We start from the raw sequence: 15,177 nt of genomic DNA, 5'->3' as shown, positions 1-15,177 counted from the left end.
AAATCTTATAAATGCCGGGCCGGGTGGCAGACCGAAACCGTAATGGGACACGAGGTCGAGGCCATCAGCGAATCGCTCCGCAATCCCAGCTTTTCGGGCGTTTTCTTTAATAAAATCAATGAAGTTGCGTGTTTTGACGGACGGAAGTGCGGGATTGGCCTAATAAAATGAAATCGGACCGGCACCGGCATACCAATATGGCAGGAGGCGGACGAGCACGCCATTTTCGATATAGGGGAGGGTGAAGCCGTCAGCGACTTCCGACACTCTGCCGACGGCCGGCGCCGCAGCATTTATTGAACTTTTCACCTGAGCCGCAGGGACATGGATCGCCGCTGCGACGTTGCAATCGACCAATCAATGGCAGCAGAACAACGGAAGGCAACAACCTCGCCGCAACGGCAACCAGCTTGGCCGAGATGCCCGGCACGACGAGACGGCGGCCGGATTTGAATCCGCGCCAGGCGCGTTCAGCCACATAAGCCGAATCCAGTTTGGGTAGAATCTTGAATAACGTCGCCCGGCCAGCGCCGGATCTTTCGAGGAATTCCGTGGACACCGGCCCCGGGGCGACACATGTGACGGTCACGCCAGTGCGGCGCAGTTCCTGATGAAGCGCTTCCGAAAAGGAACGCACGAAGCTTTTGCTGGCATAGTATAACGCCATATTCGGCCCCGGAAGGAACCCTGCTATGGAGCCGAGATTGATCACGCCGCCGCGCCGCCGTGCTGCCATTTCCGGCAAAAAACGAAGGGTCAGATCGGTGAGGGCGCGTATGTTGAGATCAACGATCCCGAGCTGATCTTCGATAGGAAGGATGGTTGCCGCGCCACGCAAACCATATCCAGCGCTATTGATGAGAACATCACAGACCAAACCGTTTGCGGACAAGAAATCATGAAGACGCGTCGATGCATCGGACGCGACAATATCCAGCTCCAGTATGTAAGCTTCGCCGCCGGCTTCCCGCACGTCGGCCGCAGCAGCCGCCAGACCTTCCGATGACCGGGCAACAAGCACGACGACAGCCCGCTCGCGAGCAACGATTTTGGCCATTGCCCTCCCGATACCACGCGATGCACCGACGACCACGACTGCAAGGCGCCCCTCTTGCTGAAGACTCATGTCGCAGTTCCAACGGCGGCCGTGTTGGGCACAGCTTCGCTTTGAGCAAGGGCTCTTACTTCACAGGCAACGTCGTCGTTCAATATCTTTTCGAACCGCTCCAGAGCTCGCGCTACATTGGCCCCGTCCATCACTCGATGATCGTAGTGAATGCGCACGGTTACCGTCCCGTTCTTGCTGATCGGGCCGTAGTTCAGCAGCGTCGTCAATGGCGTAAGCGGATTGAGGGACTCTGCTCCGAGGCCCGAATAGACCGACAGTTGAAACGTGCCGAAAAAGCGTGGCCGTTGTCTGCCGATATTCAACCCAAGCCACATCATCAGCCATCTAAGGGGCCCCGGCAGACGCGCAAATTTCAACATCCGCCGGAATTCCTTTATTTCAAGAACCGGACGTGACCGAGCGGCCGTGGTGAGCGCCTCGAGCTCGGTGATGGATCTCTTCTCGGGGCGCTTTATGAGGCTGAGCAATACGACCCTCTCACCCTCATGTTCGCGCTCATGGGCAATTGAGGCCACGCTTTCCGGGTATTCATAAAGCTGCGCTCTGGGCAACTTGACGTAAGCGCGCCGCAATTCCGGAATTTCGCTGGCAAGAAGCGCGTATCCCTTCAGGAAAAGCACGGTCCAAGACGGCCTCATTGGCTGTGTCTGCATCGCTCTGGCGGCCAGCAGCGGACCAAGATTCATCTGCCGCTGCACCGCAACCCGCGGCACGCCGATCGAGAATCTCATCAAATCTCCGACAAGACGTCGTGATGCTGATAGCTTGACGGTTCGCCCTCGCATGGTGCCACCTCTAATAGAGATAAGGGATAATTCGCTTCGTGCGATCCATATAGGCGCGATAGTCGGGGCCGAAATGTTGCAGCATCATACGCTCTTCTTTGTCTACCCGCAGGAAATAAAGGATTGCAAAGCCCAACAGGCCTGCCAGCCCCACCACCCAGTTCGACAGCAAAAAGGCTTGTCCAAGCCCCATGAGCAGGAAAGAGGTGTACATTGGATGGCGGACGAGGGCGTATGGGCCGCTGCAAACCAGCTTGTGCTTTTCGCGGATCTCCAGCGTTATCGACCAGTTCTTGCCGAGCTCCTTATGGGTCCTACGGAAAACCCACATTGCTGCGAAGAACAAAATCGCCCCGACGCCGACGGCCCAAGCATGGGCAGGATAATCGGCAATCCGCGGAACGCCCGTGGCGACATAGATTCCAGGCACAACCGCAAGGCCGAGAAGAGCCGCGGCGAGCCCGATGATCTCGATCTGTGAGCGTTGATCTTGGATAACCCGCAGACGCTTGGCGCGACGCGCGAACGGATAGCGAATAACGTACCAGGCGACGACCCCGAGCACCCAGATGATTTGGCCGGCCCCTGCTGCCGATGCGGTCAAATTGTTCACCAAAGCCTTTCTGCAATCCGCGATCGTCGACGCACCCCAGCGATACGACCAGGCTCGCTCCCCAGTTTCATCGACAATTTAGCGGAAGAATCAAATAGTACCAGAGCAGCTCGCCGACTCGCTGAGATAACGCCTCAAGCCGTGTTCAGCTCTCGAAGCTGCGTAATGAACTGTTGCGGCCTGAGCCAGATACCGGGAGTCTTATATCCCATGTGTCGTGCGATGTTCCCCACCCAGGCATTGCAATTGTCGACCGTTGCTTGCCACAGATGGGAAGTGGCCTGCTGCTTGCGTATGAAGGCGACAACATCAGCGTATTCGGCATCGCTAAGCATGACCCGCCAGCTAGCCGACCTGTACTGTTCTTCCAGGTCACCATCGGTCGCTCCGGTCGTGGCCGGCACCGGTACAAAATGGCCCAAGACGTAAGGCCCAGGATCCGGCGAGGCCGGCGCAAGGCCCGCAACTTCGGGATCGATCATCTTCCCATTCTCGTCGGCGCGTCCAAAGACCACATAGGTATGGCCGTAGGTGAGTGCATAGCGCGAACGAAATTCGATAAAGTGGCCGGCTTTGTTTTGAGCGGAGGCTGTTGCCGGGCCATGGCGGTTGGAAGTGTACCGGGGTTGGGGACTTTTATCTTCCGTCTGGCACGATGCTGTCGCCAACGCCAACAGGATTGCAAGCGAAAGGCCACCCATTCCACGCATCATCGGTACGCTCCATTAGAAAGCCCTGACAAGCGCGGGGCTTGAAGTAAGCGATCAATTCTTCGCCATTGTGATTGTAAGCAGGATCATTTGGCGGGTTTTGGGAGGGGGGGTCTAATCCGGCCCCCCCTCTCATTTAAGGCTAACCTTACTTGTAGACTGCCGCTGCTGCGGGCGGCGGTGCCTTACCCTTTCCTTTGCCAATGTCTGCGCAAGCGCTGAGATTGGCAACGGCTAAAACAGAGATGATTACGATTAGAATTCTGCTCATCAAAGAAGTCCTCTCTCCTCAGGATTGCATTACTTATGGTAGGCAACGAATCAAATAGTAGTCACAACTAACATATAGGCCTAGTGCAGAAAGAACACACTGCGACGGATTATCTGTGTTTTTTCTAACCTTCTTAAGTTGCCCGTGGTCAAACTGTTGGGGTCGATGAATGAACATTCGATCAGATGACCAGCACCCGCGTCCCTACAGGGGCGCGGCTATAGAGGTCGACAATATTTGAGTTTGTCAGACGGATGCATCCGTTAGACACCGCATGACCTATCGACCAGGGAGCGTTTGTACCATGCAGCCGGAACATGGTGTCATGTCCGTCCTGGTAGAGGTAGAGAGCCGCCGCGCCTAGTGGATTGAGCGGCCCGCCCGGCACGCCGTCCGCATACTGCATCAGACGAGGCTTACGTTGCATCATGTCATCGGTGGGCTTCCACGACGGCCACTCCGCCTTACGTCCGATGGTGGCTTCCCCTTTGAAGCTCAACCCCTCTTCACCAACAGCAACGCCGTAACGCGTTGCCCGGCCACCTTGCTCGATGAAGTAGAGATAGCGCTCCGACGTATTGACGACAATCGTTCCCGGCGGTTCGCCTCCATCGTAAGCTACCTCTTGTCGCCGAAGGCGAGAATCGTTATCCGGGTCCCTCCCAAAGACGTTGTATCCAAGCGGAGGTCCATCCTGCGACCCCGACACGCATCCAGAAATCATCAAAGTCAGACTACCGAGCACCAGCCCCCGGCGCGTGACGCGGCTTTCGTCCATTTCCACCTGCCCAACAATAGATCAGCCCTACGCTCGTCTTTAACATCGCCGCGTTTCAGAAGCTATCACCACATTAGCTGATTCTGATTGAGTGATTTGAGAAACATCGAAAACCGAAAGCTGCATCTGTTATGATTGTTGAGCGAGCGGCGTGGGGTCTTACACGGGCTCTACCATTCAGACGCTGGATACGGCTCCGCGCGGCTGCAAATGTGCAGTTGTGTATCGTCGAGGAAACCACTTGCATCAACCATCGGCCTCTGCTCGATTAGCACGAACTAAAAGGGGAGGGATATTATGAAGCTAGGCCTCGACGGAAAAGTCGCGGTTGTGACAGGGGCTGGCTCTGGGATCGGGGCCGCTATTTCCCTTCAACTCGCCGACGAGGGAGCCAAGATTGTCGTTGCCGATCTTGACGCCGATGGAGCGCGGCGCGTCGCCGGCGAGATTTGCGCGCAGGGAGGCCAGGCTTGCGCCTTTGCAGTCGACGTTTCCGATGCAGAAGCCGTCAAGCGGTTAGTCGATTTCAGCGTCCAAACCTATGGTGGCCTACATTTGGCGGTCAACAACGCGGGGTTCGATGGTGTGCGAAAGGCAACCGCGGACTACCCGCTCGACCAGTGGCGGAAGTTGATGAGCGTCAATCTGGATGGCGCCTTTTACTGCATGAAATATGAGATCGCCGCCATGCTGTCGGGTGGCGGCGGCGCTATCGTCAACATAGCTTCCATCCTCGGTTCGGTTGGATTGCCCTTTGCATCGGCGTATACGGCGGCCAAGCATGGTGTTGTAGGACTGACGAAGGCTGCCGCAATCGAATATGCGCGAATGGGCATCCGTATCAATGCCGTCGGTCCCGGTTGGATTCAAACGCCGCTTCTGTCGGAGCATTCGGAAGCAACAAGCACCCGACGTATGGAATTACTCCAGCCCATGGGCAGACGCGGAAACCCTGAGGAAGTGGCGGCTCTCGTATGTTTCCTTCTGTCGGAACAGGCAAGCTTCATCACTGGGAGCTGCCATCTGGTGGACGGAGCTTATACTGCCCATTAAACACGGTAAAACCGAATCAAAGATGGCGAGCTGCTTTGTGCGGCCAACAAACTGCACAGCCGCCGCCCTCGCAGTGAGGTTGCGCTCCCTAAATATTAAGGATTTTCAGCTATTTCCTTCGACAGCTTGTGAGACTCAGACCGGGGCGTGGAAACGCTACAAGGTTAGGAATAAGCATGGTGGACGGGCGTGCAGGCTTAAGCCAAAGGCGTCTGTGCCAGACTAACCTCAGGTTTCCAACGCTCGGCTTCTGCAGCCTTGCGCATCTTTGATCCTCTGATGCGGCTAGTCCGGTTTTTGGCCGGCACACGGGCGGAAGGACGGTGTGTACGGAGGGATGACAACATTGCGGGAAGACTATCGAAGCCAGCGGAATGGCTATCTCGACGCCCCATTGTTTTCTCCGGAACAGTGGCTCAGCTCCCTGACGCCAACCGCCGTTTGGCGACTACTGATCCTCAGCTTAATCTGTATGGCAAGCTTGGATTGGCTTTTCCGGACCAGCGGCATTCACAATGTCGGCCTGCTCTATATGCTGCCAATTTGTGTCGCGTGCTGGCGTTTCGGTTTCAAAACTGGGATGAGCATCGCGGTCGCGGAAATCATATTGTCGGTTGCGACCACACTAGGAATTTCCGGTCGTCTCGACGCAAACGCGATGGTCGAACTGGTAATGCAACTTATCAAGTTCGGATGTGTCGCTGGTGTCGTGACGCGCTTCCGGCAAAGTTTCGACCGGGAACGCCTCCTCGCGCGGCGAGATTGGATGACAGGAATTTTGAACCGGCAGGAGTTCCAACGCCAGGCTGAAGCAATGCTGTCATCGGCAACGACGCGCAATCAGTCTTTGCTACTTGCCTATTTCGATCTCGATGGCTTCAAGGCCGTTAACGATCGGTTCGGACACCAAGCAGGGGACCGGCTCCTGCAATGCCTTGCAGAAGAGGGGAAGGCACTAACCGGCTTGGAAGACTGTTTCGGACGGATAGGCGGCGACGAGTTTGCCATGTTGATAAAGCTATCCAAGGCAGAGTGCGCACCAGAAGTGGCTGAGCGGTTGCACGCGGGATTCATGGCGGCATTGGAGAGCACTGGCCACAGTGTCACATGCAGCATGGGCGCGGTAGTCGCCCTTCCTGGTGACAGCGCTTCGCTGCACGAGCTGATGCGCCAGGCTGACCAGCTCATGTATGCGGTGAAACGCGATACGAAAGCTGGCTTCAGCTTGGCGAGCTGTACTCCTCCGTCTGACTCTGAATCCTTGCTGTCTCCAAGACGTCAGACATGCTCGGCATCATAAGGCGACGGATGTTTTCACGTCGAGGGCGGCGGGATCACCCAAACACGGTAAGTGGATTGGGACTTCTCGCTGATATTTCTGAAAGATTTTAGTTCCATAAGACACATTATGCACTTTTAGGTTTGCGCGGGGGTGGGTTTAGGCGTTTCGTCAGGTATCCCTCTCGTAGCGATTCAGCCAATCTCGTCGCGGTCTCACGATGCGACCGGAGCCGCATCGTTCCTTGTCGAAACTTTCCGGCGCCTTCGGATTGACGCCTCCTGACGCCTCCCAGCGGGCACGTTCTTCAGCCGCCGCAAAGCGGGAAATCGACTCGCGATTCCCTGGATCGCCGTCTGCCAGCATTTCCGCCACCAATTTGACGATTTGCGGGACGGCAACGCTCGTTCCGCTCATGGCGATCACAGACCCGCTTCTCGATCCGGCCCCGAGAATGCCGTTGTGAACCCGTGAATCGTCACTGACGCACGCCGCGTCCGGTCCGACGCGATGAGAAGGCTCGTTGCGGGTTGGCGCGACCGGACCGCCGGCTGCATATTTTGGTGGGGTGAGATCCTTCTGCTGGACCCCGCCGACCACGATTGTTTCATCTCCGGTAGCGATGGCGTTGATGAGGCCGCCTCGCCTGATGATACAAGGATTGCCCTTGTCATCCACGTCCACCACGTCGCCGGTTATAGGATCGAACCGACGATAGCAGTCTGCCTCGAAATAGGATTGCCGACCACGGCGCGAATATCCGTAGATCACATCGTCCCATTGAATCCATGCTTCCAGCTCCTGTTCGGGGCGCAGGCCGGAGTTCGTGATGATGACCTTCCAAACTCCTGCCGGCGCTGTCGCGTCGCCCGCCGCGGGGTTGTCGAGGGGTCGCAAGCGCGCCGTGGGTTGCAGCGAGATGATAAAAACGCCCCGTTTCGTGGGAGACGAACGAAAGGCGTAATGGGCACACGCGACGACATCGTCGTTCGAGACTAGCTGGACTCCCGAGCCCACCTCTTCCTTGAGGGGCGGACTCCGTAGCCCAGACGGTGTTTCGACGGCTACGGTCACCCGGCTCGCACCCGGCTTTCCTGGATCGTACGGCAACCAGATTTCCATCTGGGTTGGCGTACTATCATCGGGCTGAACGCGCCATTTGAGAGACACCGGAGTGCGGGTCCCATTGAATTTAACCGCGGCGTGGCATCGCGAAAGATTTGCATTACCAGCGGGCAAGACAATGCGCAGCGGTGCGCCCCGCTTGGTAACAAAACCGTCGAGAGCTTGCTCGAGATCGAGAGTGCCGTCGTGCGGTCCTGCGAGCATGCCATAGCTGAAATTGATGACAACCGGCAGCGGCCGCCATGAGCCGTCAGCCAGGTGACCCTTTCCTGCGAGCCGATCTGCTCGATCGAGGATGTATTTGATCGCGGCCGTCGCAAATGTCTTGAGGTTCGAACCGGAGGTATCGGCCGTCACCGAAACCGGAAGCTGAACGGCGATGATCGGGCGGTTCATTGGCGCGTCGACTGGATCGTAGCCGGCCGCCTGATCGAGTACATGGGTGCCGTGCGATAGTCGCCAGGCCGCGGCCTTGTGGTCGGGATCACGAAAGTCGATCAGACCTGCCTCACGATAGAGCCCCTCCTCGTCAATCAGCCCAGCTTGGTCGTAAGCCTTCAAGAGTTTGTCGATACCTCCGCGCGGCGGCTGATCGGGTTTACATATATCGAGCTTACATATCTCGCTTCCGAAATCGACGGTTGAACCGTCATCGTCAAAGATGCCGTCCTGACGCCAGACATATTGAACACGTGAGCTGCCGTCAGCGAGCCGAAACCGCTCATGGGCAAAAGCGATTCCATCATCGATGATGCCAATAACAACTGTATCCTTCGGCCAATGGCCAGGGGAGAAGACCGGTGGAGGGACAGGTTTCGATGCTGGCGTGCGGCTCTTCCAGTGTTTGGGCAGCGATTTCGAATTGAGGGGTAGGCTCATGTCGATCTGTTTCGCGGTCGTGCGAATTTGGCCGAATGGCCCCTCCCCGCGTGCTAGGTCATCGAACACGGCTCTTCTCACAAACGCGATCATGTGTTGGCCCTTTGTCGCATCATGATAGAGAGACGGTACGAAGACTCCACTTTCCCACCCGCCTTGCTGAGCATCGACCCTATGAAAGGTCCTCATCATGTCCACCATGGATTCGTCGAGCGGACCGATCGTACAGGGGATCAAGACGTCATCATGACCCCGTGAAAAATCACGAAAGCCAGGCCCGAGAACCCAATCGGCGTTAGGATCTATCCCTTCGATTCGGCAATAGCTGTGTTCAAGGTCGGTTTTTCGCCATTCCATGATGGCTTCTCCCTCACTGTTGGGTTGGAACCAGGGCGATCAGGACCACTCGGCTAGCGCCTTCTCCCACAGCCAGTCGAGGATAGAAGAGGCGGCTCCAAGTTTGTAGCGGCCCAGCTCCGCGGCGCATGGAGACCTCGTATCCGGAGCAGTTTGCCGCTGCTGCCGAACGTCGTACCATCCTGTCCAATCGAAATCGGCATCTCCCGGATAGGCTTCGCCGTTGAAGGACCAGGCATAGAAGTTGGCCGCCCCACTAAACCGACGGCAGAAATATTCGCCTAAGGTCAAACCCAGGAGCGCACCCGCCGCACTGTCGACTGGAAAGTGCACCCCGGCTACCTGCCGATTAACAGCAACCCGCGCCGCCTGCCGAAGCAGTTGGACAGCATAAATGTCCTGCTCGTAGACGGGATTGGACGAAGCCCGGAGAAGCCGCACCAGTACGATGGCCATCGCAAAGGACTCAGTCGAGTGGCCGCTGGGAAGACTGCCGTGTTCCGGCGTAAGGATCATTGGCTGTATCTGTGGCGAGTATTCGATTGGCCGTCGGCAGGCGAGCGCGTGCTTCATGCGAAATTCGACAAACTGAGCGAGCCGGAAGACGGCCCCTAACAGTTCAAGCGTCCAACGCGCACGGTCTGGGGCAATGTATGCGATGGAAGCCAGGAATGCGGCCGGTCCATCGCGTTGCGCCAGAATTTCGGTGACTCGATCCGCGCGCAAATCGGCATAGTTCGCAACAAGCTCAAGTTGGCCACGGAAAACTTGCTCAGTAGGCCGGACCATTCTGACGAGCGGACGATAGGTGACCTTTGGCACGGCGTCGTCCGGGTCAAACTCAACGTCCAAATGCCAGACATTCATGCTTCCTGGAGAAGCATCCGTACCCTGAGAGAAGCCAATGCGGGAATGAAGCTCGAAGTCGACGACCTGCTCTCGCCGTTCCTGAGCCCACCTGGCCATGTTGCCAGAATCTTCGAGATCAAGCTCCGGAGGCACCGCTTCAGGCCGGCGAAAATTGCCGACAATTCCGTCGCGATTGTTTATCAGCGCATCAGCGACCAGCGGCGCGTCCGTTCCGAAGAAGACGTCATCCTCCTCACCGTGTCCGCCATGTCCGCCGTGGCCGCCATGACCGCCGTGTCCACCATGCCCCCCTTGCGATGCCTGCGGTGATATGTTGCTCATTTGCCCATCCCCCTGTTAATGCATCCCTTATTGCGGCACTCCAGCTTTTAGCAGTACGTCGGCGATCAGCTTACCGATTGAGAAAGCTGCGCCTGGCGTGCGGTCCAGGTACCCGCCAACCGTGAATGCGGGCTCCAGCCTCAATAGCTCACGCGCGGATTCTCGCGCTTCCTCATGCATGCCGAGCTGCCACTGTGCCACGGTGAGAACCCGCCAAGTCGAGGTGTGCATTCGGTTCGCGCGCAGAGATCGATTGGCAAGTTCCAAGGCGCGAGCGTAGTTGCCTGCCGTCAGGTTTGCTGACGCGGCCAGCGAATCGTAGAAAAACCGATGCAGATCGAGAGGGGACAGCATAAGCGCCAGCTCCGTATCCCTCACCGCTTGCTCTCCCTCGTCACAAAAGGCGTGCATCATTCCTCTCAGCAAGAGGGCCAGCGCGTCACTCGGGTTGGTGTGAATGGCAAGGTTGTAACGTTCCCGTGCGATATCGAAATGCCTGAGGAGGTTCATATGCACGAAGCCATCAACCGCGAGGGCGAGCGAAAATTCTGGATCAGAATCAAGAGCGCGTTTTGTCAGATTGAGCGCTCGGTGGGCATCATCCATGACGTCGTCGGACCAGCCCTGCTGCACGCGCAGGACATGCCACTTCGCCAACCATGCTTGCGCGAGTGGCTGATACGATCCGCGCTCCAAGATCGCCTCCAGCATTGTGCGGGCGTCGCTGAAGTCCCTAAGCCTCAGGCGATGCATTAAGGTAATGGCGCCCATGAGCAGCGCATAGCTTTCAAGGGTCGGAAGCGGCTGCGAGCGCGTACGCAGCAGTTCGCGTGCCATGATCGCATTGCAGATTTCGGCAACTACGTGACTAACGATTTCTTGGTCGCCTTCGAGAATTCCTATGATCCGCTCCGTGAGGCGATTCTCCCAAACGATTTGCCCCGTCTTTGTTTCTACCAATTCCGCGTCGAGACATACGCTGTCGCCGGTCACGCTGCAGACCCCTGAGACGGCGTAGTTTGCGTGCAGATGCAGTCTCACCTCGTCGAGGTTCAGTCTGCGTCCTGCGAAAGCGGTCGTTGAGAGCCGTGAAATAACGTTGAGTTCCTGCATACGACACAGAGCGCGGATGATTTCGTCGGCCAAGACCTCGCCCAGGATCCCCTGTTCTGCAGCTTCGCCCCGGACGGCGAAAGGGATGACCGCGAGCGTTGGGCGCAGTTCTCCTAGCGACCAGTGCGACTGCACGATGGGATGGGGTCCCGGCGGTCCAATTCTAAAGGCGCGTACGGGGGCCTCGATGTTCTTCAGATAGCACTCGCCCAGATCCTCAACGTCGGCATCGAGGAGAGGCGTCAATTGTCCCCGCGCGCGCGCAGAGACGACGATTTCGCCCGGACCGGCGAGGCCCATGAGCCTGGCGGCGAGGTTCACGCCACGTCCGTAGAGATCTTGGTGCGATATGATCACATCGCCAACGTCAATGCCTGCGCGCAGCAGTATCTGACAATCGGGCGGCTGTTCGGCGTTGTCGCGAACACTTGCGTTCTGAATCTCAAATGCTGCCGACGCTGCCGCCTGCATATTCTCGAATTCAAGAAGCATTCCATCACCGAGATGTTTGACGACGCGCCCCCCCGATCCGGGCAGAATGGAGTTCTCGATACAGTCCATCATGCGGAGCCAACGCAAGACGGTCCCTTCTTCGTCATGTTCAATGAGACGAACGGAATCTACGACATCAATGAATAGAACGGCTCGCGACGCGTGCCCCAACTCGCTTGCGTTCATGTCGCTGCTCTTTTCAGATAGAGTATATGCAGCAATGCATATACGTGCTTTTCCGAGAATCCCGATAAGGATGAAGTTAAGAGCGTTGAACCCCGAGTACCCCGAGAAATGGTACACAACATCACGTAGTATTGATATCACCCACAACGTACTGCCTTTGGGTTAGGTCACGCACTGCTGTGTTTTTTGATCCCGCAGCGCAAGAATATCGCCCTCCTCTCCCCTATTTCTCGATGCGCCAAGATCCGTCCCAGTCGTGGGATGGTGGTTTTGCTTTCAGGTTTTCGATGCGAGCAAGCAGGCCGAGCGATGGTCCGTCATCCGGTATTATCTCCAGCGATGCCTTGAGCGCGCCAAGCGCGTCATCCCATCGACGTTCTCGGTATGCCGTGAGCGCTTCCCGATAGGAGTCCCGTAATGCCATCCGTTCCGGCGTCAGTTCGCCACTGCGTCCAAGCACCTCAAAAATGACCTCCGGACGGGTTTGGCCAGCGACGACGATCCGATCGATCTCCCGAAACTCGAGTGCGGTAGCCGCCGCAGCGATTGTTTTCTCGCTGACCAGATTGCGGGTGCCGTAAACCTTATTTGCGCCTTCCAGGCGAGAAGCGAGATTTACCGCGTCACCCATCACCGTATAACTCATCATGATGTCAGAGCCGATGCTCCCGACCAATGCTTCACCCGTCGCGACGCCTATCCGCAAATCGCATTTCTCGATCGGCGTGCCACGAACGCCGAGCAAGTCGGGGATTTCCCGCCGTAGCGTCTCAATACGGTCAATCATGTCCAGAATGGCCAGACATGCCAGCCGCGCGTGATCTGTCTCGTCAACAAACGGAGGGCCCCAATAGGCCATGATGCCGTCGCCTATATATTTGTCGATGATCCCGCGGTTGGTCCGGATAGGCTCGGACATGAGTGAAAAGTAGCGGTTCATGACCTTGACCAGACCTTGCGGCATCAAGCCTTCGCTCAGGCTCGTAAATCCCCTGAGATCGCAGAACAGGACCGTCATCAACCGGCGCTGACCTTCGGCCGCGGTCAAGTTTGGGCGATCGATAAGACCTTCCACGACGCGGGGATCGATGTATTTGCCAAACGTTTCCCTGACGCGCTGGTTGTCGCGCAACTGAACGACCATTCGATTGAACGCAGCCGCCAGCTCTCCGATTTCGTCGCGCGTCGTTACAGCGATGGGTTGATCGAGATGGCCAGCCTCGACGGCGCGCGTCCCTTCCAGCAGTCCCCGAACCGAGCGAATGATGCCACCGCTGACAAGGTTGGCGAAGATCAATCCGAGGACGGCGGCGAGCAGCGTGGCAATTGCAGAGATCAGGACTGCTTGAGACTGCTCTTTCCTGATTGTTGCGATGGCGCCATGGCTCACTTCCAGCATCTCCTGACGGAGGGTGTCGATCCTTTGATCGAGTTCGTCCCGGAGCGCGTCGACGCGCGGAAGGCGATCTCTCACGCCGGCAAAGTCCCTTGTATCGAGGAGTGAAAGCAGTTCCCCTGTCTCCTTGCGCAGCAGACTGCGGCCATCACTCAGCAGACTATCGATCCTGCTATCGACGCGCGCCAGCGCCGCGTTATCCGAGGGCGTATTCGTATCTGAGATGACCGCATTGATGAGGCTGCGCGTAGCCTGCGCCTCGCGGTCGACTTCAGCGCCCTTAGCGTCGTACATTTCCTTGCGAGCTTTATATCCGATCTCGTCAGGTGGGTCCTGCATCTTTGCGATCACCATGCGACGCAGCGCCAGCGCTCTTTCAAGCGACAGAACATGGATCCGCATCAAATGCTCGTTGGCCGGATTGTACCTTGCCGTCAGCTCATCGAGCAGATGGCCGAGCCGCCCGACCATCACCATCGACAGCACGGAAGTCGCCATCATCAGGACGATCAAGCCGGCAGCGATCGCGACGATCCGCCTTCGGATCGACTGCTTGATCATCGAGCCGGAAATTTTTCTCAGGTTCTGAACAAGGAGAGAATTTGAAATGTTTATTCCCCCGCACGCGCATTCAATCGCACCTGGATTGTCGTAGCACAAAGCCGCTTTTCGTTGAAGATTAACCAGGAGGAGTAGCTTCGCGCCGGGTTCGACAAACGAAGCGATTAAGCCAAGCGATGGAGATATTTTGCGAGGCGGTGAAGGCGATAGCGCTTTGTGCCATCTGGTGGTCGGTCTGACGGCAGTTGACGCGACAATTTGCCTGCGGCGCCATTCTGCTCTTTTCGCCTGAGCGAAAGCCGGCATAAGTTGAATGAACCCGACTTCAGACAAGGCTGACGCTCCATGGCAACACACCATTTTATCCCAATGGCCTATCACAACGTCATTGGTTCTCTTCCTCCAGCATTGCGCATCGCCGACGGAGACACTGTCGTTACGCAAACGCTCGATGCCGCCGGCTACGATAAGGAAGGCGTCCAGCGGGCTTCCGGCCCTAACCCGATGAATGGTCCGATTTTTGTCGAAGGTGCGGAACGGGGCGATTCATTGAAGGTCGAAATCCTCAGCATGGTGCCGACACGCGACACAGGCTTCACCCGAAGCGTCGTTGCCGGCAATGTCGTTGACCCGGAAGACGTACGGACGCTGCCGCCGGGCGAAAAGGTCATCTGGCAGATCGATCGTCAGGCATTGACGGCCCGGCTTGCGGAGCCGGTCGCTGGCCTTGAGTCTTTCGTGTTGCCGCTGTCGCCGATGATTGGCTGCTTCGGCGTCGCCCCCTCGCTCGGCCAGGCCATATCCACTGCCACCAGCGGCGAATTCGGTGGCAACATGGACTACCGGCTGCTCGGGCCCGGCACGACGATCTGGTTTCCCGTCTCTGCGCCGGGCGCCCTCTTCTTCCTTGGCGATTGTCACGCCGTACAAGGCGACGGCGAGATCGTCGGAACCGGCATCGAGACCACCTTCGAAGTGACGGTGCGGCTCAGCGTCGAAAAGAAAAAGATCGTCTGGCCGCGTGGCGAAACGGCAGACGACATTTTCACCGTCGGCAATGCCCGACCGCTCGACCAGGCGCTGCAGCATGCAACCAGCGAAATGCTTAGGTGGCTGACCTCCGACTACGGCCTCAACAAGACCGCCGCCAGTCATTTGCTTGGCCAAGTCGTGCGTTATGATGTCGGCAATGTTTTCGATCCGGCCTATACGATGGCCTGCCGCGTCTCCAAGGCTTGGCTGTCGCGGCGATAAGCTTT

At 57.4% G+C, this 15,177-nt stretch carries 13 protein-coding genes; 3 read left to right on the top strand and 10 right to left on the bottom strand.

What is annotated here, in order from left to right; all coding sequences use genetic code 11:
• Positions 1–250 precede the first annotated feature (250 nt).
• The 6 genes from ACXHXG_RS23075 to ACXHXG_RS23050 all read right to left on the bottom strand — a co-directional run bounded on the left by ACXHXG_RS23075 (position 251) and on the right by ACXHXG_RS23050 (position 4,286).
• Positions 251–1,126 (bottom strand): SDR family NAD(P)-dependent oxidoreductase, encoded by an 876-nt coding sequence (locus tag ACXHXG_RS23075; RefSeq protein WP_457900835.1) that lies wholly within the window; start codon positions 1,124–1,126, stop codon positions 251–253.
• Entirely contained in the window at positions 1,123–1,914 is a 792-nt protein-coding gene (locus ACXHXG_RS23070) for a hypothetical protein (RefSeq protein ID WP_457900834.1), read from the bottom strand. The genes ACXHXG_RS23075 and ACXHXG_RS23070 overlap by 4 nt, the downstream gene beginning before the upstream one ends.
• A gap of 10 nt (positions 1,915–1,924) precedes the next feature.
• The gene (locus ACXHXG_RS23065) at positions 1,925–2,518 is read right to left on the bottom strand and encodes a protein-S-isoprenylcysteine O-methyltransferase (RefSeq protein ID WP_457900907.1); all 594 of its coding nucleotides are present in this window, start codon (positions 2,516–2,518) and stop codon (positions 1,925–1,927) included.
• A 143-nt stretch (positions 2,519–2,661) separates the two neighbouring features.
• A complete protein-coding gene (locus ACXHXG_RS23060) occupies positions 2,662–3,240 on the bottom strand; it encodes a hypothetical protein (protein WP_104826729.1) in 579 nt (192 codons plus the stop codon).
• A gap of 145 nt (positions 3,241–3,385) precedes the next feature.
• The gene (locus tag ACXHXG_RS23055; RefSeq protein ID WP_283054087.1) at positions 3,386–3,508 is read right to left on the bottom strand and encodes an ABC transporter; all 123 of its coding nucleotides are present in this window, start codon (positions 3,506–3,508) and stop codon (positions 3,386–3,388) included.
• A 181-nt stretch (positions 3,509–3,689) separates the two neighbouring features.
• Positions 3,690–4,286: a L,D-transpeptidase gene (locus ACXHXG_RS23050; RefSeq protein WP_104826731.1), complete on the bottom strand. Its 597-nt coding sequence runs from the start codon at positions 4,284–4,286 to the stop codon at positions 3,690–3,692.
• A gap of 297 nt (positions 4,287–4,583) precedes the next feature.
• On the opposite strand from ACXHXG_RS23050, the gene ACXHXG_RS23045 reads away from it, so the two are divergent.
• Together ACXHXG_RS23045 and ACXHXG_RS23040 are read left to right on the top strand one after the other, a co-directional pair.
• Positions 4,584–5,339, top strand: a complete 756-nt coding sequence (locus ACXHXG_RS23045; RefSeq protein ID WP_104826732.1) for an SDR family NAD(P)-dependent oxidoreductase — start codon at positions 4,584–4,586, stop codon at positions 5,337–5,339.
• 346 nt (positions 5,340–5,685) lie between these two features.
• Positions 5,686–6,639, top strand: a complete 954-nt coding sequence (locus ACXHXG_RS23040) for a GGDEF domain-containing protein (RefSeq protein ID WP_457900833.1) — start codon at positions 5,686–5,688, stop codon at positions 6,637–6,639.
• A 150-nt stretch (positions 6,640–6,789) separates the two neighbouring features.
• On the opposite strand, the gene ACXHXG_RS23035 is transcribed toward ACXHXG_RS23040, so the two are convergent.
• The 4 genes from ACXHXG_RS23035 to ACXHXG_RS23020 form a co-directional block, all read right to left on the bottom strand.
• Positions 6,790–8,979 carry a S8/S53 family peptidase gene (locus ACXHXG_RS23035; RefSeq protein ID WP_457900832.1) on the bottom strand — a complete coding sequence of 730 codons (2,190 nt, stop codon included), beginning with the start codon at positions 8,977–8,979 and terminating at the stop codon, positions 6,790–6,792.
• Between the two features lie 39 nt (positions 8,980–9,018).
• Positions 9,019–10,170, bottom strand: a complete 1,152-nt coding sequence (locus ACXHXG_RS23030) for a phosphatase PAP2 family protein (RefSeq protein WP_285168659.1) — start codon at positions 10,168–10,170, stop codon at positions 9,019–9,021.
• 27 nt (positions 10,171–10,197) lie between these two features.
• Positions 10,198–11,961 (bottom strand): adenylate/guanylate cyclase domain-containing protein, encoded by a 1,764-nt coding sequence (locus ACXHXG_RS23025; RefSeq protein WP_457900831.1) that lies wholly within the window; start codon positions 11,959–11,961, stop codon positions 10,198–10,200.
• A gap of 223 nt (positions 11,962–12,184) precedes the next feature.
• Positions 12,185–13,918 (bottom strand): adenylate/guanylate cyclase domain-containing protein, encoded by a 1,734-nt coding sequence (locus ACXHXG_RS23020; RefSeq protein ID WP_457900906.1) that lies wholly within the window; start codon positions 13,916–13,918, stop codon positions 12,185–12,187.
• A gap of 345 nt (positions 13,919–14,263) precedes the next feature.
• Between ACXHXG_RS23020 and ACXHXG_RS23015 the strand changes: the two genes are divergently transcribed.
• Complete coding sequence (locus ACXHXG_RS23015) at positions 14,264–15,172, top strand: acetamidase/formamidase family protein (RefSeq protein WP_457900830.1); 909 nt, start codon at positions 14,264–14,266, stop codon at positions 15,170–15,172.
• Positions 15,173–15,177: the final 5 nt, after the last annotated feature.

It is taken from the genome of Rhizobium sp. LEGMi-198b (assembly GCF_054114205.1).
Note: the sequence above shows the minus strand (reverse complement) of the source record. Positions and strands in the feature narration are given on the sequence as shown.